Consider the following 18,093-nt stretch of genomic DNA (forward strand, 5'->3'; position numbering starts at 1 on the left):
GGTACGTGCATTAATAAAGGTCAAGCTCGGCGGCCCAGCATGCGCACGAGGGTGGCATCCCGGTCGACGAAGTGATGTTTGAGGGCGGCAAGCCCGTGCAGTACGGAGAACACCACCAATACCCAGGCGAGGTACAGGTGAATGTCCCCGGCGCGCTCCGCCTGGTTTTCAATACCGCTGAACGCGGCAGGTACTTCGAACAGCCCGAAAACCGAGATCCCTACCCCGTCGGCCGTGGAAATGAGGTAACCCGTAACCATGACCAGGAAGATGTCCAGGTAGAGAAACATGTGCACAGTCACTGCGGCTATCCGAGTAGGCCGGCCCTGGTTAGGCGTAGGCGGCGGCGGTGGGCTTACCACTCGCCACACCATGCGCAACACCATGAACAGGAACAGCACCAGGCCGATGCTTTTGTGCAGTTCCGGCGCTGCCTTGCGCCAAGGATCGTAATAGCCCAGGCCAACCATCCATAGCCCAAGGGCGAACATGCCGAACACCGCCAGGGCGACGCCCCAATGCAGGAACAGGCTGACAGCCCCGTAGCGAGAAGGTGAGTTTCGAAGCTGCATCACAGCGCCCTCTGATTTCGTGGAGGAAGATTAACCGCTTACCTATCGAAAAAAAGCGAAAAATTTAGCTTTTATTAATCGAATATCGCGATATGAATTATGTTCGTGGTCCGTTAAGGCAAGGTTAATCCAGCATTCGTTGTTCGCCACAGGCGTGCACGCTGGGATCATTCCCGGATGTAACGCACAACCGACCATACATTGCGGGTTGTCTGCGGGCAGCGCATTGCATAGGCTTGCCATCTTTTTTCACCGGCCCCTTCTCGGCGCCAATGGAGCTTGATCATGAGCCTCAACCAGCACTGGATGGACCGCGACCTGGCGGTGTTATGGCACCCCTGTACGCAGATGAAAGATCACGAACGCCTACCATTGATCCCGATCAAGCGTGGCGACGGCGTGTGGCTGGAAGACTTCGATGGCAAGCGCTATCTCGACGCCGTGAGCTCCTGGTGGGTGAACGTGTTCGGCCACGCCAACCCGCGTATCAACCAGCGCATCAAGGATCAGGTCGACCAACTGGAGCACGTGATCCTCGCGGGCTTCAGCCACGCCCCGGTTATCGAGCTGTCAGAGCGCCTGGTGCGGATCACGCCTGAAGGCCTGGATCGAGTGTTCTATGCGGACAACGGCTCGTCCTGCATCGAAGTGGCGCTCAAGATGAGCTTCCACTACTGGCTCAACCGCGGCCAGCCAGAGAAGAAGCGCTTCGTTACCCTTACCAACAGCTACCATGGCGAGACCATCGCCGCGATGTCTGTAGGGGACGTGCCTTTGTTTACCGAAACCTACAAGGCGCTTTTGCTCGACACACTCAAAGTACCTAGCCCGGATTGCTACCTGCGCCCGGAAGGCGTGAGCTGGGAAGCGCATTCGCGCACGATGTTCGCCGCCATGGAGCAAACGCTCGCGGAGCACCATGACACCATCGCCGCAGTCATCATCGAGCCCCTGATCCAGGGCGCCGGCGGCATGCGCATGTACCATCCGGTTTACCTGAAGTTGCTGCGCGAAGCTTGCGACCGCTACGGCGTGCACCTTATCCACGATGAAATCGCCGTAGGCTTTGGCCGTACCGGTACGATGTTCGCCTGCGAACAAGCCGGCATTCGCCCTGATTTCCTCTGCCTGTCCAAGGCGCTGACCGGGGGCTACCTGCCACTGGCCGCCTGCCTGACCACCGATGAGGTGTACCAGGCCTTCTACGACGACTACTCCACCCTTCGAGCGTTCCTGCATTCTCACAGCTACACCGGTAACCCACTGGCCTGCGCGGCGGCCCTGGCCACGCTCGACATCTTCGAGCAGGACCGGGTGATCGAACGCAACCAGGGCCTGGCGCAGCGCATGGCCAGCGCCACCGCGCACCTGGCCGACCATCCTCACGTTGCCGAAGTACGACAAACCGGCATGGTGCTGGCCATTGAAATGGTGCGCGACAAGGCCAGCCGCGAGGCCTACCCATGGCAGGAGCGGCGCGGCCTCAAAGTGTTCGAACACGCGCTGGAGCGTGGGGCGTTACTGCGGCCACTGGGCAGCGTGGTGTACTTCCTGCCGCCCTATGTGATTACGCCCGAGCAGATCGACTTCCTCGCGCAGGTAGCTACCGAAGGCATTGATATCGCCACCCGCGATGGCACCCCCGTAAGCGTAGCCACCGGGCTGCACCCAAACTTCCGCGACCCGGGCTGACGCCCGCCGCTTCATTACCTTTATCTGTGGGACGATTGTGGCCTCATGAGACTTTCCCGTTTTTATGTCGACCTGCCGCTGGCCGTGGGTGAGCACCAGCTCCCCGAGGCGCAGGCCCATTACATCGGTCGCGTACTGCGGCTGGCCGAGGGAGACCGCGTTCAACTGTTCGACGGCAGGGGCCATGAGTACCTCGCAACCCTGCTGCAGGTTGGCAAGAAGACAGTGAGCGTACAAGTTGACGAAGTGATGCCGGGCTTGCCGGAATCCCGGCTGCATGTGCACCTCGGGCAAGGCCTGAGCCGTGGCGAACGCATGGACTGGGCCATCCAGAAGGCCACAGAGCTGGGGGTGAATGAGCTCACGCCAGTGGTCAGCGAACGCTGCGAAGTTCGCCTCAAGGACGAGCGCGCCGACAAACGCCTGGCTCATTGGCGCCAGGTAGCTATCAGCGCCTGTGAACAAAGCGGCCGCTCTACGGTGCCGGTGATTCACCCGCCCCTCACATTGGCCGAATGGCTGGCAGCGTGCGAAGCGGATCTCAAGCTGGTGCTGCACCCGGTGTCCGCCCCCCTCAGCAGCCACGCAACGCCCGCCTCGCTGGCGTTCCTGATCGGCCCGGAAGGCGGCTTGAGCGAAGTGGAAGTGGAGCAGGCCCAGGCTGCGGGCTTTCATCCGGCACGGCTGGGCCCGAGAGTGTTGCGTACGGAAACCGCCCCGGTAGTCGCGCTTGCCTTGGCACAGCAGCTGTGGGGGGACTTCAGCCCGCAGTGAGGCGGCCTTGAAGAATGACCCCGGCGAGGGCGTCGAGGTCCGGCACCCGGGCAACGTCATTGCCGGCGAGCACCGCCGCCAGTTCCAGCGAGGCCAGCGGAACGTCGATGTAGCTCAGTTGGCTGTCTGCCTTGAAGATGCGGGGAATGCCTTGCACCAATAGCCCGAAGAACGGCAATCGTGGCCCTATCCCGTGCATCACGGCAATACGCACACGCTCGCCGCTGGGGAGGGGCTGCCCGCAAGCCGCTTCGAAACTCACCAACGGCAACGGACGCCCTCGCCAGGTGATATTGCCCAGGTCCCAAGCCGCCACCGAGCCTGCAGGTACACCGGGCCGGTAGCCGATCAGTTCGGCGACTGCCACGTCCGGAACGATCAGCTGGCGCTCGGCCAGTGGCAGCAACAACGTGCTCAGCGTGTCACGTCGAGAAAAGGCCCGCTCAGGCATGCTTGCTGCTCCAGAAACGTATCAGGTGCAGCAGTTGGGATTCCTGATAGGGCTTGCCGAGGAACTCGCTCACGCCCAACGCCATGGCGCGTTGGCGGTGCTTTTCCCCGGTTCGGGAAGTAATCATGATCACCGGGATAGTAGCCAGCCTTGGCTCGGCGCGCAGCCTGCTCACCAGTTCGAAGCCGTCCATCCGTGGCATTTCGATGTCTACCAGCAGCACGTCGGGCGGCTGCTCGGCCAGCAGTTGCAATGCTTCAACGCCATCCCGGGCGGTGAGTACACGTATTCCGTGCCGCTCCAGCAGGCGGCTGGTGACCTTGCGCACGGTTACGGAGTCGTCCACCACCAAGGCAAGCAAGGGCTTGGTGGGTGGTGACACGTAACGGGCGGTGGGAATGGCCGTCGGGCCAGGGCGAAGGTGGGCGGCACGGATCTGCGCCAGCGGGTCGAGAATAAGCACCACGCGGCCGTCGCCCAGGATGGTAGCGCCACTGAGCCCAGGGACCGCCGCGAATTGCGGCCCGAGGCTTTTCACCACGATTTCACGCGACCCCGCGAGCGCATCCACATGCAAGGCCACCTGGTGATCCGGGGCGCGTACCAGCAGCAACGGTTGCGGAAAACCGCCTTCCAGCGCCGCGGGCCGGGGGGTAACACCGAGTACGTCGCCCAGGTAGCGCAGGTCGTAAGACAGCTGCGCATAACGATAACGCGGCACGCGCGTGGCATAAGCTGCGGCCAGTTCCTCCGGCGCTACCCGCACGATGCCTTCGATGCTGTTCAGAGGTACCGCGAACAGTTGTTCGCCGCACTGCACCATCAGCGCTCGGTTGATGGACACACTGAACGGCAAGTGAATCACGAAGCGCGCACCACTGCCGGCCTGGCTGTCGATGATCATGTTGCCGCCCAGCTGCTTTACCTCTTCGTGCACCACATCCATGCCCAGGCCACGGCCGGAGATCTGGGTGATCTTCTGTGCCGTGGAAAAACCCGGCTGCAGAATGAACTGCAATACGTCGTGGTCACGCAAATCGCTGTCAGGGCTGAGTAAGCCTCGCTTGATGGCCTTGTCGCGTACGGCCTGAAGGGGAATGCCGGCACCGTCATCGCTCATTTCGATCACGATTTCGCCGCCTTCGTGGGCGACCCGCAAAGTTATCCGCCCCTGCTCTGGCTTGCCCGCGGCCAACCGTGCCGGCGCGCTTTCCAGGCCATGATCGATGGCGTTGCGCAGCATGTGTTCCAAGGGGGCGATCATGCGCTCGAGCACGGTGCGGTCCATCTCGACTTCAGTGTCCAGTGTCTCGAACTCAACGTCCTTGCCCAGCTCTTCGGCTACCTGCCGCACGATACGCTGCAGCCGTGGCAATACCCGGGCAAACGGGACCATCCGCGTGCGCATCAGCCCTTCCTGCAAACTGGAACAGATCCGCGCCTGCTGCGCGAGCAGCGCCTGTGCCTCCAGATTGCGCGCAGCCAAGGTATCTTTCAGATCGGAAAGGTCGGATACCGCTTCCAGCAGGGCGCGGCCAAGCTCGCGCAGATGGGTCTGACGTTCGAGCTCAAGCGGATCGAAAGCGTCATGGGCCCCAGCGGGCGAAGCGCGGCCGCCTGGCGGCTGCACGGTTTCGTTGTCCAGCTGCAGCAACTGATCACGCATGCGGGCAAGGGTGGTTTCCATTTCCAGCATGGCCATGTGGCCATCGTTGACCTGCTGCTCCACCCGGCCTCGCGTAATAGAGGCTTCTCCAGCCAGGTTGGCAAGGCCTTCCAGGGTTTGCGCGGCCACCTTGATCTGGTCGGCGCCGCCGCGCTCGGCCATGGGCGCCTGATCTGCCACGGCAGGCCGTGCAGGTTCGCGGGGCGGGGGCAGGATCCGGCTGCCGTAGCCCTGCACCGCATCGAGCAGGGTGAAATCCACGGGCGCCGCATCGCCCGCGCGAACCGTATCGAGCATCAAGGCCAAACGGTCATGGCCCTTGTGCAGCAGTTTGAACAGGGCCGGGGCGGGCTCCAGCTCCCCGGCCGACACCCGCTCGTAGAGGGTTTCCAGCTCATGAGCCAGGTCGCCAACGGGGCCCACCTCCGCCATGCGGGCACCGCCCTTGAGGGTATGCAGGTCACGCAGAAGGTTCTCTACCTCCAGCGCGTTGCTCGGCTCGGCCTGCCATCGAGCCAATGCCGCGCCCGCGCTTTCAATCAGGTCGGCGCCCTCCTCGAGAAACACCTGCAGCAGCTCGCGCTCGGTAGCCTGCGCGTCGTTCTCCTCAGCGCCAGACGTATCCTCGCCCGCTAATGGCAGTGCCGCATTTACATCCTCCAGCCACACGGATAACCAAGGTGCTTCTTGCGGGCCGTCCGGGCCGGCTTCGGCCATCCGCCTCAGCCATTCGTGCAGGCGTTCGTGCGCCTGGCGTGCCCGTGCTTCGCCATCCATAGTGGCCGCATCGTGCAAACGGCCATACAACCCGGCAACTGCTCTGGCATAGCTTGCAAAAGGCTCAAGCCCCGCCAGTGTGGCGCCCCCTGCCAGGGTGTGCAGGTCGCGCTCCAGGGCAACCAGCGCGCTATCCCGCTGAGGATCTTGAAGCCACACCCGTAGCGCCTCGTCGGCGCTTTCAAGTAGGTCGGCGGCCTCGTCCAGGAAGAACGCCAGCCATTCACTATGCGGCGCACCTGCACCGGGCGGCCCGGAAGGCAAGGCTTCAGGCAGTCGCAGTGTCGCTGCTTGACCTACCGCGCCCAAGGCGTCAGGGGCGAGGGCGTTTTCAATCCAGTACCGCAGCCGACGAAGGTGCATCGGACGCGCAGCCACGGGCTGACCCGCCGCCAATTCGTCAAACATGTCGTAGAGGGCGTCGTGAGCTTGCGCCGCTGCCTGGAGCACAGCGGCGGAGGCGGCCAGGCTGGCTTCATCGATAGCGCCATAGAGGTCCAGCAGGGCCTCGCATAGCGCATCCATGGCCGGCAATTCGGCCAGGTGCGTCATCTCGCCAAGGCGGTCCAATGCCTCGATCAGCGGGGGCAGGTCCGAAAATGGCCCCGGCTGACGCTGCCAGTCGGTCAGGTATTCCTGAGCTTCGTCCAGATATTCAATGCCCTGGGTAAGCAATTGACCGCGCTGATCGCGAACGCCCGATTCGGCTGGGCCGCTGTTCATATTGGCAGGCGTGCGCGCCAGCAGCGCTTCGGCCTGTTCTGCAAGGCGATGGTCTTGCGTAATGGCCTGCGGTGTGTGGCGGGCAACCTCCTCCAGGCTTTGCTCCAGGAAGGTCAGTGCTTCGCGCAACAAGCCGAGTTCCGGGTTGCCCAGGGGCCGCTGTCGGGTGTGAAATTCCCTGCACAGTCTATAAACCGGGGCTGCCATCTCGCCCATGCGAACTACACCAGCCATGAATGCGCTGCCCTTGAGCGTATGCAGTGCCCTCAGCAATGCCTCGGTTACTGCCGCTGGCGCAACGGCTTTTCGCAGGTAACCACGAAGTATTTCCAGATAAGTGCGGGCTTCATGATGGAAGATATCCAGCAACTGGGTATCGAGAGGCTCTTCTCCCGGCTCACCCTCCGGCGATACCGGCGCGGGTAGCGGTGATGCCGTGGCCTGCGGTAGTTTGCCTGCCCACAGCCCCGCCAGCGCATGCCCGGCGCTGGCCAGCAAGGCTTCTTCCGCTTCCCTGGGATCGACCATCCAACGCCGCAGCATCCATTCGATGGCACATAATGCGTCAGCGAGGGTTTCCAGCACGCCCGCCGCTGGTGGCTGTCTGGCGGGCAGCAGGCGGTCGTGGACATAGGTTTCGAGCGCGTCGAGCAGTGACAGCAAGGCTTCGGGACGCACCATCGCCAACGCCCCCCTCAGTTCCAGCAGCTGAGCCGGGATCCCCGCCAGGTGGTCGGCGGCCCAGCCGCCATCCGCACATTCGCTGATCGATTGCTCTATGCGCTCCAGCGCGGTAAGCGCCTCCTCGATCGCCAGGTGATGGATACGCTCCAGTTCCGTAGGCGGTATTTGTGCGGCACCGGGTACAAGATCCTCAGGGCCAACCATGCCGGCCAGGGTGCTTTCCACGTACAGCAGCGCGCCGCCGGCGTCCATGATGCTGGCGTCGTCCACCGGGTGGGCGCCGTTGGCAAGGTTTTGGATGATCCCCATCTGGTCGAGGATGGCCCGCCGCGGCTGCTGAAACCCCAACACCGCCAACGCATCGGCAATGCGCCTCAGCGAGGGGGCAATCGCCACCAGTTCAGCCGGGTTACGCCGGCCATCGAGCAGGTATTGATCCAGCCGGGCCTTGTTGCGTGACAACTCTTCGCACAAAGCGGCAACCAAGGGGCCCAGCCCGGCACGGTCCGGGGTTACAGCCGGCATGCTGCGAACCGGTTCATCGGCAACCGGCCGGCCTACCAGGTCCGCCATATCGGCATTGGAGAGCGGTGTTTCACCAAGGGTGGCGCGGATTTCATTGAGCCAAGGCTGCAACAGCAGCGGCAGGTCATGGCGGGCTGTGGCAACGCGCTCCAGGTAACCGGGCAACCGGTCGATCAGGTGGCGCAGCGCGTCTACCGCGGCTGCCGTGGGATGGGGCAGCGTAGCCAGGCGCTCCAGGTCACGAGCCAGGCGACTCGCCCCGGGGAAATTCACAAAACCCAGCGTGGCGACCACGGCGTGCAAGGCACGGGCGCATTCGGGCAGGCCATCGGTCCCGGCATCCAGTGCATGACGCGCCTGGGCCAGGGTCACAGCCAACTCTGGTTTGAGCCACTGCAGCCCAACCACATCGGCACGCCCTTCTCTGTCGAATTTCATGCTGCCCTGTTCATGGCTTCACGGCCTCGGCCGGCGGCAAAGTAAACCCGGACACCGAGCGGCGCATGTCACTGGCCATTTGCGCCAGGTTACTCATGCTTTCTGCTGCGGCGGTGGAGTCCGAAGACGTTTGCGTGGTGATTTCCTGGATAACCGCCATGGTGTGGGAGATCTGCCCTGCCGAGGATGTTTGCTGCTGCGCCGCATTGGAGATGCGCTGGATCAGCGCGGCCAGGTCCTGGGACACGCTTTCGATTTCTTCCAGCGCTACGCCAGCGTCCTGGGCCAGCGACGCCCCGCGCACCACTTCGTAGGTAGTCTGCTCCATGGACATGACCGCTTCGTTGGTGTCGGCCTGAATGGCGCGAACCAGCATTTCAATCTGCCGCGTGGCGGCCGAGGAGCGCTCGGCAAGGCGCTGTACTTCATCAGCCACCACGGCAAAGCCGCGCCCCGCCTCGCCCGCCATGGAGGCTTGAATCGCCGCATTGAGGGCAAGGATGTTGGTTTGCTCGGCAATGTCATCAATAAGGCCAACGATGTCGCCGATCTCCTGGGACGACTCGCCTAGGCGCTTGATGCGCTTGGAGGTGTCCTGGATCTGGAAGCGGATCACGTCCATGCCCTGGATGGTGTTGTGTACGACTTCGCTGCCCTTGTTGGCAATGTTCACCGAGCGCTCGGCGACCTTGGCCGATTCGTACGCGTTACTCGACACATGGTCGATGGATTGGGCCATGTCGCTGATGGCGCGCGAAGCTTCGCTGATCTGCTGAGCCTGATGCTCGGATGCCTTGGCCAGTTGGCGAGCCGTGCCTTGGGTATCTTGAACCGCGCTTGCCACCCGCTCGGCGGCGCGGTTGATGGTGGCGACCAGGTCCCGTAGTTGGTCGATGGAATAGTTGATCGAGTCGGCAATGGTGCCGGTGAAGTCCTCCGTCACCGAAGCAGTGACCGTGAGGTCGCCAGCGGCCAGGCCCTCGATCTCGTCCAGCAAACGCATGATGGCGTGCTGGCTGCGCTCATTCTTTTCTGCGGTTTCGCGCAGCCGCCGGTTGGTTTCACGGACCATGATGGTTGCCATTAGGATGATGCACGCCAGCGCCAGCAGGCCGAGCACGTACCCGCCGACCACATCCAGGGTACGCCCGCCGGCGCGGTCCTCGAACCCGTCGGCCAGGCGCGAGGCTTCGTCCAGCAGGGTCTGGGACAAATTGAAAATATCCGTGGCGGCGGCGCGTACCCTGAACAGCTCTGGGGAAGTTTCCAGGATTTCACCCACCGAGCCGGAGACAAACGCGAACAGCTCGGCGATTTCCTGCAGGCGGGCACGGGCCTGGAGGTCGTCCACCTGGCGGATGCCCTGGGTGCTGCTGCCATTGAGCATGCCGTTGAGCACCACGCCAAAGCGATTGGCGTCACGGCCAAAGGCTTCGGCCGCCCGTGCCGCGTTTTCATCGCCCGCCAGCACGATATTGACCGATCCAAGAATGCGCTCCGCCAGCAGCGACTGGCGCTGGGCGACGGCCACTTGTTCCGCTGGCGCGCCACGGCGCAGCAGGCTATCAACGACCTTTTCGGACTCCAGTTGTAGCTGCGGCACGGTTTCGGCGAGGGTGGCGGCCACCTGGTGCAGCGACAGCACAGTCTGCTCACTGGCCAGGATGGTATCGGCGCTTTTGCGCAGGCGATCCCAATCCCGCTGCACCGCAACCATTTGTTCATGCACGGTATGCGGAGCCGGGGGCAGGCCGGTGTGAGCATCGCCCTCGGTAAGGTAGCGCCAGCGGCGGTCGAATTCGTTACGCGCCGCGGTCAGTTCGCGGAAGGCCTCTGCCTTGCCCGTGACGGCTTCGGTTGCATTTTTGGCAATGCGTTGCGATACCACGCGCAGCTCACCGGCATGGCCAATGTACTGCTTGTCATGATTGCCCTGGGTATTGAGGTAAGCGAAATTGGCAAACAGCAGCATGATCAGGATCACCAGGGCCACGAACAGGCCGGCGATCTGAGCCGTGCTGCGCGAGCCCTGCCGGGTCGCACCCGCGCCCTGACTGCTCGATGCGCGCGCCCCGCCAGTGTCATGCCGCCGCATTCAGAAACTCCGCTGCCGTGACCAACGAGAACGGGCTGAACACTGCCCATTCCCGCTCATGAAAGAAGTAGCCCTTGACGAAGGGGGACAGCGCTTCGTCGAGGCTTTCGGGGCGCACCGTTGCCATATCCGTGGCGGGAAAATGCTGCAGGCCCGGCGCCTCGTCTACCAGCAGGCCAGTGAACACTTCTTCGTGGTCGATCACCAGTACGCGGCGCTGCCGTCGGTGGCTGGACAGCGCCGCGCCGAAATATCCGGAAAGGTTCATCACCGGGAGAAGGCGCCCGCGCAGGTTCGCTACACCCAGTACCCAAGGCTTTACCCCCGGAATACGGGTCATGCGAGGCTCGGGCAGCACTTCGGCCACCTCGCTCATGGGGGCCACATACCAGCCGTTGCCCATGCGAAAGCTGATGCCGCTCCAGGGCCGCTCGCCCTCCAGCTCCACCGGCAGCCCGGCGGCCCGGGCGCGGCAGCGTTGATCAATGGCCAGCAACAGTTCGAAAGCGGTATACGAAGCGTTCATGCGCTCAGTCAGTTCGCCAGCACATCGCCAAGGGCAGACACCAGCTCGCTCTCCTCGAAAGGCTTGGTCAAGTAGGCCCGCGCGCCCTGACGCGCGCCCCACACCTTGTCGGTTTCCTGGTCCTTGCTAGTGATGATGATGATGGGAATGCTGGCAGTCGACTCGTCCTTGGTGAGCTGACGGGTAGCCTGGAACCCGTTCATGCCCGGCATCACGATATCCATCAGCACCGCGTCGGGTTTTTCCTGGCGGGCCAATGCAACGCCATCGCCCCCATTGGCGGCCTTGAGCACCTGGTGCCCTTGCCGCTCGAGCATGCCGGTCAGTTTCTGCAATTCGGTCGGCGAGTCATCGATGATCAGGATTCGAGCCATGCTGGTCCTCGTTCGGTTATGAATTGACGTCTGCATCAACGCTTTCGCGCTCGCCGTCAGGTTGGCAAAGGCTGGAACTCCGGCACCTGGGCATGGATAGCTTCAAGCAGCGAGGCCCGGTCGAACGGCTTGGTGAGGAACCGGTCGGCGCCAACGGCGCGCGCACGGGCCCGGTCAAACAGACCTTCGCGAGACGACAGCATTATTACTGAAGTTCCAGAGAAGCGGGGGTTCTGTTTGATGAGTTGGCAGGCCTGATAGCCATCGAGACGAGGCATCATCACGTCGATGAAGACTATTCTGGGAGCGTGATCGGCCAACTGCGCCAGAGCATCGAAACCGTCCACGGCGGTGACGACCTCGCACCCCACCTGCTCGAGCAGTGTCTCAGCGGTGTGGCGGATGGTCTTGGAATCATCGACCACCATGACCTTCAAGTTCCGCGAATACGTTCGCGAATGCTGTTCCATGATCGCTCGTTCGGTTTCGTCGGCGGGTGGCCCATGCGCCGCTGCGGTGCGTCACGCGCGGGCCTCGGAGCTTTTTAGCACAGTCTTGAGGCGGCTTCCATGCCGCGCCTCTGCAGGCGCCCTTGCAGGCGCCCTTGACCATCACGGTTGAGCGGGCCACCCTGACGGCCATCAAAGCCTGCCATTCTGCCTGGAGACACACCACCATGCCCATTCGCGTCGGCATCGTCATGGACCCCATTTCGCGTATCAACTACAAGAAAGACACGTCGCTGGCGCTCTTGCTCGCCGCCCAGGCGCGTGGCTGGGAGCTGACCTACATGGAGCTGCCAGACCTGTACCAGGCCAACGGGCAGCCACGGGCCAAGGCCTCGAGCTTGAAAGTGTTCGCCGACCCGGAGCATTGGTACGAACTGGAAGCCCCTCAGGACATCGCGCTGCAAGACCTGGACGTGATCCTGATGCGCAAGGACCCGCCGTTCAACATCGAGTTCGTGTACGCCACTTACTTCCTGGAACAAGCGGAGCGGGCCGGCGTGCTGGTGGTCAACAAGCCGCAAAGCCTGCGCGATTGCAACGAAAAGCTGTTCGCCACCCAGTTCCCGCAGTGCAACCCGCCAACATTGGTAAGCCGCCGCCAAGACATCATCCGCGAATTCGTGGCCGAACACGGCGACGTGATTCTCAAGCCCCTGGATGAAATGGGCGGTGCGTCCATTTTCCGCCACCGCCAGGGTGATCCCAATCTTTCGGTGATCCTCGAAACGCTGACGGTTCATGGCACCCACCAGACCATGGCGCAGAAGTACATCCCGGCCATCACCGAGGGCGACAAGCGCATCCTGATGATCGACGGGGAGCCTGTGGATTATTGCCTGGCCCGGATCCCTGCCGCAGGGGAAACCCGAGGCAACCTGGCCGCAGGCGGCCGCGGTGAAGCGCGCCCACTCTCGGACCGTGACCGCTGGATCGCCGCCCAGGTAGGGCCCAGCCTGCGGGAAAGAGGGTTGTTGTTCGTGGGCCTGGACGTAATCGGCGACTACCTGACCGAAATCAACGTGACCAGCCCTACCTGCGCCCGTGAAATCGACGCAGCCTACGGCACGGATATCGGCGGCCTGCTGATAGACGCCATAGAGCGCAAGCTGCAAAGCCGCTGATGCATCCTGCCGCCCGCCTACCAGCGGCGGCACCGAAGCGGGGCATTTGCGGTATGATGCTCCGCCATTCGACTCCCAGCGGTGTGGGCTCCATATAGCCGATGACCAGCTTTACCGACATTTCCTCAAAGCTTGCGCCCAAGGCGGCCGGCCCGGCAGACCGCCTGGGCTTCGCCCTGTTCGTCGCCGCTTTGTTGCACCTGGCGGTGATTCTCGGCGTCAGTTTCAGCCTGGAGCCCCCTGCCCAGATCAGTAAAACGCTGGAAATCACCCTGTCGACCTTCAAGAGCGACAAGGCGCCCGAAAAAGCGGACTTCCTGGCCCAGGACAATCAGCAGGGCAGCGGCACGCTCGAACACAATGCAGTGCCCAAAACTACCGAGGTCGCGCCCTTCCAGAGCGAACAGATCAACAAGGTCACGCCACCACCGGCACCGCGCCCCGTACGCGAGCAGGCGCCGCAGAAAACCAAGGCCGTGGCCACCACCACCGTGCAACCACGCAAGGTCGAAGCGCGCCCACAGCAGCAACCCGCGGACGAAAAACCGAAGGTCACCACGCCCGATTTCGACAGCTCGCAGCTGTCCAGCGAGATCGCCAGCCTTGAAGCAGAGTTGTCGAACGAGCAGCAGGCCTACGCCAAACGCCCTCGCATCTATCGCTTGAGTGCAGCCTCGACCATGCGTGACAAGGGCGCCTGGTACAAGGAAGACTGGCGCAAGAAGGTCGAACGGGTCGGCAACCTGAACTACCCCGAACGGGCACGCCAGCAGCAGATCTACGGCAGCTTGCGCATGCTGGTGTCGATCAACCGCGACGGCTCGCTGTACGAAGTGCTGATACTCGAATCCTCCGGACAGCCCCTGCTGGACGAAGCCGCACAACGTATCGTGCGCCTGGCGGCGCCATTCGCACCGTTCACCGGGGACCTTTCGGACATCGATCGGCTCGAAATCATCAGGACATGGCGGTTCGCCAAGGGCGACCGGTTGTCCAGCAACTAGTGACAGTCCATCGCTTGTAAGCACATCGAGGCAGCGCCACACTACGCCTATGAAAACCCTTGAAACCAGCTACCTCAAGCATCAGTTCCTGATCGCCATGCCGCACATGGCCGATCCGAACTTCGCCCAGACCCTCACGTACATTGTGGAGCACACTGACCATGGCGCCATGGGGCTGGTGGTGAACCGGCCGCAGGAGCTGAACCTGGCGGATATTCTCGAACAGCTCCGGCCAGAGGCCACGCCACCGCTTTCGGCACAGCTGGTGCCCGTGTATGGCGGCGGGCCGGTGCAGATGGACCGCGGCTTCGTATTGCACACCAGTGGCCCGGTATACGACGCCACCGTGGACCTGGGCGGGATTTCCCTCTCCACGTCCCAGGACGTACTGTTCGCGATCGCCGATGGCAGCGGCCCGGCCAACAGCCTGATTACCTTGGGCTATGCCGGTTGGGAAGCCGGTCAGCTGGAAAGCGAAATGGCCGAAAACGCCTGGCTGACCTGCCCGTTCGATCCCGACATCCTGTTTTCCGTGGCCAGCGAGCAGCGGCTCACCGCAGCCGCCGCGCGCCTGGGTGTGAACCTGAGCCTGCTCACCAGCCAGGCGGGGCACGCCTGATGGCCGTGCGCCTGCTTCTGGGGTTCGACTACGGCAGCAAGCAGATCGGCCTCGCCGTGGGCCAGGTAATCACCGGCCAGGCCCGTGAGCTGTGCGTACTCAAGGCACAAAACGGCGTGCCGGACTGGCTCAAGGTGGAAGCCCTGATCAAGGAATGGAAACCCGATGCGCTGGTAGTGGGGCTGCCACTGAACATGGATGGCAGCCCAAGCGACATGAGCGCCCGTGCGGAACGCTTCGCCCGCCAGCTCAATGGCCGTTTCAACCTGCCGGTACACACCCATGACGAGCGCCTGACCACCTTCGAAGCGAAAGGCGAGCGCATGGCCCGGGGTCAACGCACCCACAGCTACCGAGACAACCCAGTGGACGCCATCGCTGCGCGGCTGCTGCTGGAGGGCTGGCTGGAAGCCAACGCCGCGCAACTCTCTGATTTCTGACCCCTGCCGGGCCGCTGGCCGCGGCCGATTGGAGCCTGCATGACCTTACCCAACCCCGCGGACCTCATCCGCCAAATGGCCATCGACCTGCGCACACGCCTTCAGGCCCGTGGCATCGACGCACCACGTTTCATCGGCATACGAACTGGCGGGGTCTGGGTAACCCAGGCGTTGCTTCAGGAAATGGGTATTGCCGCTGCATTTGGCACCCTCGATGTGTCCTTTTATCGGGATGATTTCAGCCAGAACGGCCTGCACCCTCAAGTGCGCCCGTCGGACCTGCCGTTCGAAATCGAAGGCCAGCACCTCATTCTCGTTGACGACGTACTGATGAGCGGCCGGACCATCAGGGCTGCCCTGAACGAGCTGTTCGATTACGGCCGGCCAGCCAGCGTAACGCTGGTCAGCCTGGTAGATTTGGACGCTGCCGAGTTGCCCATCCGCCCGGACATTGCCGGGGTAACCCTGTCGCTGGCCCCGAACGAACGGGTAAAATTGCTCGGCCCTTCCCCGCTTTCCCTGGAGCAGCAAGTTGTAGAGCCTGCCTCCGGCCTTCAAGAGTCTCCTCGATGAACCCGACCCACGCCAAGCGCCCTTTGCAACTGAACGATCAGGGCCAACTGCGGCACTTCCTGTCTCTGGACGGATTGCCCCGGGAATTGCTGACCGAGATCCTGGACACCGCCGACTCGTTTCTCGAGGTAGGCGCCCGGGCGGTCAAAAAGGTCCCCTTGCTGCGCGGCAAGACCGTTTGCAACGTATTCTTCGAGAACTCCACACGCACCCGCACCACGTTCGAACTGGCGGCGCAACGGCTGTCCGCGGACGTAATTACCCTGAACGTGTCCACGTCCTCCACCAGCAAGGGCGAAACGCTGTTCGATACCTTGCGCAACCTGGAGGCGATGGCCGCCGACATGTTCGTGGTTCGCCACGCTGACTCCGGCGCGGCTCATTACATCGCTGAACACGTGTCGCCTGATGTCGCCGTGATCAACGGGGGCGATGGCCGCCATGCGCACCCTACCCAGGGCATGCTCGACATGCTCACCATTCGCCGGCACAAGGGCGGGTTCGAAAACCTATCAGTGGCGATCGTGGGCGATATCCTCCACTCGCGGGTGGCGCGCTCCAACATGATCGCGCTGAAAACCCTGGGGTGCCCCGACATCCGCGTGATCGGCCCGAAAACGCTGCTGCCGGTCGGCGTGGAGCAGTATGGCGTGAAGGTCTATACCGACCTTGCCCAGGGGCTCAAGGACGTGGACGTAGTGATCATGTTGCGGCTGCAACGTGAGCGCATGCAAGGCGGGTTGCTGCCCAGCGAGGGCGAATTCTATCGGCTGTTCGGCTTGACCACTCAGCGCCTGGCACTGGCGCGGCCCGATGCGATCGTGATGCACCCAGGGCCCATCAACCGCGGCGTAGAGATTGAGTCAGCAGTGGCCGACGGCCCCCAATCAGTCATTCTCAATCAGGTCACCTACGGCATCGCCGTGCGTATGGCCGTGCTGTCCATGGCCATGAGCGGCCAGGCAGCCCAACGGCAGTTCGAGCAGGAGAACGTGCAGTGAGTTTAAGCATTATCGGCGCCCGGCTCATCGACCCGGCGTCGGGCCTGGATCAGCTGTCCGACCTCCATGTGGAAAACGGCAAGGTAGTGGCCATTGGCGCAGCCCCCGCCGGCTTTACGCCGGCGCGGCAGATCACCGCTCAAGGGCTGATAGCCGCGCCGGGGCTGGTAGACCTCAACGTGGCCCTGCGCGAGCCCGGCTATAGCCGCAAGGGCAGCATCGCCAGCGAAACCCGGGCTGCGGCCGCAGGGGGTGTGACCTCGTTGTGCTGCCCCCCGCTGACCCGCCCAGTGCTGGACACCTCCGCCGTGGCCGAGCTGATCCTGGACCGCGCCCGCGACGCCGGCCACTGCAAGGTGTACCCCATAGGGGCGCTGAGCAAAGGCCTGGAAGGTGAGCAACTGGCCGAGCTGGTTGCGCTGCGAGATGTAGGCTGCGTCGCCTTCGGCAACGGCCTGAACAGCTTCAGCAACACGCGCACGCTGTGCCGGGCGCTGGAATACGCCGCTACGTTCGACCTGACCGTCGTCTTCCACTCTCAGGATCGGGACCTGGCGGCCGGTGGCTTGGCGCACGAAGGCCCCACGGCAAGCTTCCTGGGCTTGTCGGGGATACCGGAAACGGCCGAAACCGTCGCGCTGGCGCGAGACTTGTTACTTGTGGAGCAAAGCGGTGTACGGGCTCACTTCAGCCAGTTGACCACGGCCCGTGGGGCCGAAATGATCGCCCAGGCCCAGGCACGTGGCTTGCCCGTTACCGCAGATGTGGCGCTGTACCAGCTGATTCTCACCGACGAAGCGTTGACCGGCTTCTCCAGCCTGTACCACGTGCAGCCACCACTACGCACCCGGGCCGACCGCGACGGGCTGCGTGAAGCGGTGAAAGCCGGTGTCATCCAGGCAATCTCCAGCCATCATCAACCGCATGAACGCGACGCCAAGCAGGCGCCGTTCGGAGCGACCGAGCCAGGCATCAGCAGCGTGGAGCTACTGCTGCCGCTTGGGCTGACACTGGTAGAAGAAGGGGTGCTGGACTTGCCTACGCTGCTGGCTCGCCTCACCGCCGGCCCGGCCCAGGCGCTGCGCCTGCCTGCCGGGGAAGTGAAAGTGGGTGGCATGGCAGACCTGATGCTGTTCGACCCCACCGCCAGCACCCTGGCAGGCGAGCGCTGGCATTCGCGTGGGGAAAACAACCCATTCCTCGGGCACTGCCTGCCTGGCAAGGTGCGCTATACAGTCGCCGACGGTCACCTGACCCACGAGGCGTAAGGCCCTGCACGCAAGGGGTACGGCCGTGACCGTACCCGCTTGCGCACAAGGCAGACACATTCAGTTTATACTTTTGGTTTTCAATGGAAGGGCAGGCTCCGGTAGCGTTACTCACTACGCCTTCCTTCCTCATCAGGCACGTATGCGGGTAAGTTTATCGACCCAATGTGCCCTGATCTTGTATCGGTGTGCCGTTTCTCATGTTGCAGCCAGTTCTCTCCAGCCGCTGTTTTTCAGCGTGTAGAAATACCATGCGCGGGT

Annotated in this window: 16 protein-coding genes; 9 read left to right on the forward strand and 7 right to left on the reverse strand. The window is 63.2% G+C overall.

The window, feature by feature from the left end; translation table 11 throughout:
• Nucleotides 1–20: 20 nt before the first annotated feature.
• Nucleotides 21–572: a cytochrome b gene (locus LG385_RS19425; protein WP_225775552.1), complete on the reverse strand. Its 552-nt coding sequence runs from the start codon at nt 570–572 to the stop codon at nt 21–23.
• Nucleotides 573–857: 285 nt separating this feature from the next.
• On the opposite strand from LG385_RS19425, the gene LG385_RS19430 reads away from it, so the two are divergent.
• Nucleotides 858–2,264, forward strand: coding sequence for an adenosylmethionine--8-amino-7-oxononanoate transaminase (locus tag LG385_RS19430; RefSeq protein WP_225775553.1), 1,407 nt, complete (start codon nt 858–860; stop codon nt 2,262–2,264).
• 45 nt (nt 2,265–2,309) lie between these two features.
• Nucleotides 2,310–3,038 (forward strand): 16S rRNA (uracil(1498)-N(3))-methyltransferase, encoded by a 729-nt coding sequence (locus tag LG385_RS19435; RefSeq protein ID WP_225775554.1) that lies wholly within the window; start codon nt 2,310–2,312, stop codon nt 3,036–3,038.
• On the opposite strand, the gene LG385_RS19440 is transcribed toward LG385_RS19435, so the two are convergent.
• The 6 genes from LG385_RS19440 to LG385_RS19465 are packed head-to-tail and all read right to left on the reverse strand — an operon-like array spanning nt 3,025 to nt 11,767.
• Nucleotides 3,025–3,489 carry a chemotaxis protein CheW gene (locus LG385_RS19440; protein ID WP_181113664.1) on the reverse strand — a complete coding sequence of 155 codons (465 nt, stop codon included), beginning with the start codon at nt 3,487–3,489 and terminating at the stop codon, nt 3,025–3,027. The genes LG385_RS19435 and LG385_RS19440 overlap by 14 nt on opposite strands.
• Nucleotides 3,482–8,302: an Hpt domain-containing protein gene (locus LG385_RS19445; protein ID WP_225775555.1), complete on the reverse strand. Its 4,821-nt coding sequence runs from the start codon at nt 8,300–8,302 to the stop codon at nt 3,482–3,484. The genes LG385_RS19440 and LG385_RS19445 overlap by 8 nt, the downstream gene beginning before the upstream one ends.
• A 10-nt stretch (nt 8,303–8,312) precedes the next feature.
• Complete coding sequence (locus tag LG385_RS19450) at nt 8,313–10,397, reverse strand: methyl-accepting chemotaxis protein (protein ID WP_225775556.1); 2,085 nt, start codon at nt 10,395–10,397, stop codon at nt 8,313–8,315.
• Nucleotides 10,384–10,923: a chemotaxis protein CheW gene (locus LG385_RS19455; protein ID WP_225775557.1), complete on the reverse strand. Its 540-nt coding sequence runs from the start codon at nt 10,921–10,923 to the stop codon at nt 10,384–10,386. The genes LG385_RS19450 and LG385_RS19455 overlap by 14 nt, the downstream gene beginning before the upstream one ends.
• Before the next feature lie 8 nt (nt 10,924–10,931).
• Complete coding sequence (gene pilH / locus LG385_RS19460; protein WP_181113672.1) at nt 10,932–11,297, reverse strand: twitching motility response regulator PilH; 366 nt, start codon at nt 11,295–11,297, stop codon at nt 10,932–10,934.
• A 56-nt stretch (nt 11,298–11,353) separates the two neighbouring features.
• The gene (locus LG385_RS19465; protein ID WP_181113674.1) at nt 11,354–11,767 is read right to left on the reverse strand and encodes a response regulator; all 414 of its coding nucleotides are present in this window, start codon (nt 11,765–11,767) and stop codon (nt 11,354–11,356) included.
• A gap of 206 nt (nt 11,768–11,973) precedes the next feature.
• Here LG385_RS19465 and gshB point away from each other — a divergent pair, with 206 nt between their 5' ends.
• The 7 genes from gshB to LG385_RS19500 all read left to right on the forward strand — a co-directional run bounded on the left by gshB (nt 11,974) and on the right by LG385_RS19500 (nt 17,832).
• Nucleotides 11,974–12,927: a glutathione synthase gene (gshB, locus tag LG385_RS19470; protein ID WP_225775558.1), complete on the forward strand. Its 954-nt coding sequence runs from the start codon at nt 11,974–11,976 to the stop codon at nt 12,925–12,927.
• Between the two features lie 101 nt (nt 12,928–13,028).
• The gene (locus LG385_RS19475) at nt 13,029–13,931 is read left to right on the forward strand and encodes an energy transducer TonB (RefSeq protein WP_225775559.1); all 903 of its coding nucleotides are present in this window, start codon (nt 13,029–13,031) and stop codon (nt 13,929–13,931) included.
• A 49-nt stretch (nt 13,932–13,980) separates the two neighbouring features.
• The gene (locus tag LG385_RS19480) at nt 13,981–14,550 is read left to right on the forward strand and encodes a YqgE/AlgH family protein (protein ID WP_225775560.1); all 570 of its coding nucleotides are present in this window, start codon (nt 13,981–13,983) and stop codon (nt 14,548–14,550) included.
• Nucleotides 14,550–14,990 (forward strand): Holliday junction resolvase RuvX, encoded by a 441-nt coding sequence (gene ruvX / locus LG385_RS19485; protein ID WP_181113682.1) that lies wholly within the window; start codon nt 14,550–14,552, stop codon nt 14,988–14,990. The genes LG385_RS19480 and ruvX overlap by 1 nt, the downstream gene beginning before the upstream one ends.
• Nucleotides 14,991–15,029: 39 nt before the next feature.
• On the forward strand, nt 15,030–15,563 hold the full coding sequence (gene pyrR, locus LG385_RS19490) for a bifunctional pyr operon transcriptional regulator/uracil phosphoribosyltransferase PyrR (protein ID WP_225775561.1): 534 nt from the start codon (nt 15,030–15,032) through the stop codon (nt 15,561–15,563).
• Entirely contained in the window at nt 15,560–16,564 is a 1,005-nt protein-coding gene (locus LG385_RS19495) for an aspartate carbamoyltransferase catalytic subunit (RefSeq protein WP_181113686.1), read from the forward strand. The genes pyrR and LG385_RS19495 overlap by 4 nt, the downstream gene beginning before the upstream one ends.
• Nucleotides 16,561–17,832: a dihydroorotase gene (locus LG385_RS19500; RefSeq protein WP_225775562.1), complete on the forward strand. Its 1,272-nt coding sequence runs from the start codon at nt 16,561–16,563 to the stop codon at nt 17,830–17,832. Before LG385_RS19495 ends, LG385_RS19500 begins: the two co-directional genes overlap by 4 nt.
• Nucleotides 17,833–18,093 lie beyond the last annotated feature (261 nt).

This window comes from Pseudomonas sp. Marseille-Q5115, assembly GCF_916618905.1.
Lineage (GTDB): Bacteria > Pseudomonadota > Gammaproteobacteria > Pseudomonadales > Pseudomonadaceae > Aquipseudomonas > Aquipseudomonas japonica_A.

Bases quoted from the DNA above. Each gene is read 5' to 3' on its own strand.
- LG385_RS19455 (WP_225775557.1), bottom strand. From the start codon at position 10,923: ATGAACGCTTCGTATACCGCTTTCGAACTGTTGCTGGCCATTGATCAA.
- LG385_RS19440 (WP_181113664.1), bottom strand. From the start codon at position 3,489: ATGCCTGAGCGGGCCTTTTCTCGACGTGACACGCTGAGCACGTTGTTG.
- LG385_RS19450 (WP_225775556.1), bottom strand. From the start codon at position 10,397: ATGCGGCGGCATGACACTGGCGGGGCGCGCGCATCGAGCAGTCAGGGC.
- LG385_RS19495 (WP_181113686.1), top strand. From the start codon at position 15,560: ATGAACCCGACCCACGCCAAGCGCCCTTTGCAACTGAACGATCAGGGC.
- LG385_RS19465 (WP_181113674.1), bottom strand. From the start codon at position 11,767: ATGGAACAGCATTCGCGAACGTATTCGCGGAACTTGAAGGTCATGGTG.
- gshB (WP_225775558.1), top strand. From the start codon at position 11,974: ATGCCCATTCGCGTCGGCATCGTCATGGACCCCATTTCGCGTATCAAC.
- pyrR (WP_225775561.1), top strand. From the start codon at position 15,030: ATGACCTTACCCAACCCCGCGGACCTCATCCGCCAAATGGCCATCGAC.
- LG385_RS19475 (WP_225775559.1), top strand. From the start codon at position 13,029: ATGACCAGCTTTACCGACATTTCCTCAAAGCTTGCGCCCAAGGCGGCC.
- LG385_RS19435 (WP_225775554.1), top strand. From the start codon at position 2,310: ATGAGACTTTCCCGTTTTTATGTCGACCTGCCGCTGGCCGTGGGTGAG.
- LG385_RS19480 (WP_225775560.1), top strand. From the start codon at position 13,981: ATGAAAACCCTTGAAACCAGCTACCTCAAGCATCAGTTCCTGATCGCC.
- LG385_RS19430 (WP_225775553.1), top strand. From the start codon at position 858: ATGAGCCTCAACCAGCACTGGATGGACCGCGACCTGGCGGTGTTATGG.
- ruvX (WP_181113682.1), top strand. From the start codon at position 14,550: ATGGCCGTGCGCCTGCTTCTGGGGTTCGACTACGGCAGCAAGCAGATC.
- LG385_RS19425 (WP_225775552.1), bottom strand. From the start codon at position 572: ATGCAGCTTCGAAACTCACCTTCTCGCTACGGGGCTGTCAGCCTGTTC.
- LG385_RS19445 (WP_225775555.1), bottom strand. From the start codon at position 8,302: ATGAAATTCGACAGAGAAGGGCGTGCCGATGTGGTTGGGCTGCAGTGG.
- pilH (WP_181113672.1), bottom strand. From the start codon at position 11,297: ATGGCTCGAATCCTGATCATCGATGACTCGCCGACCGAATTGCAGAAA.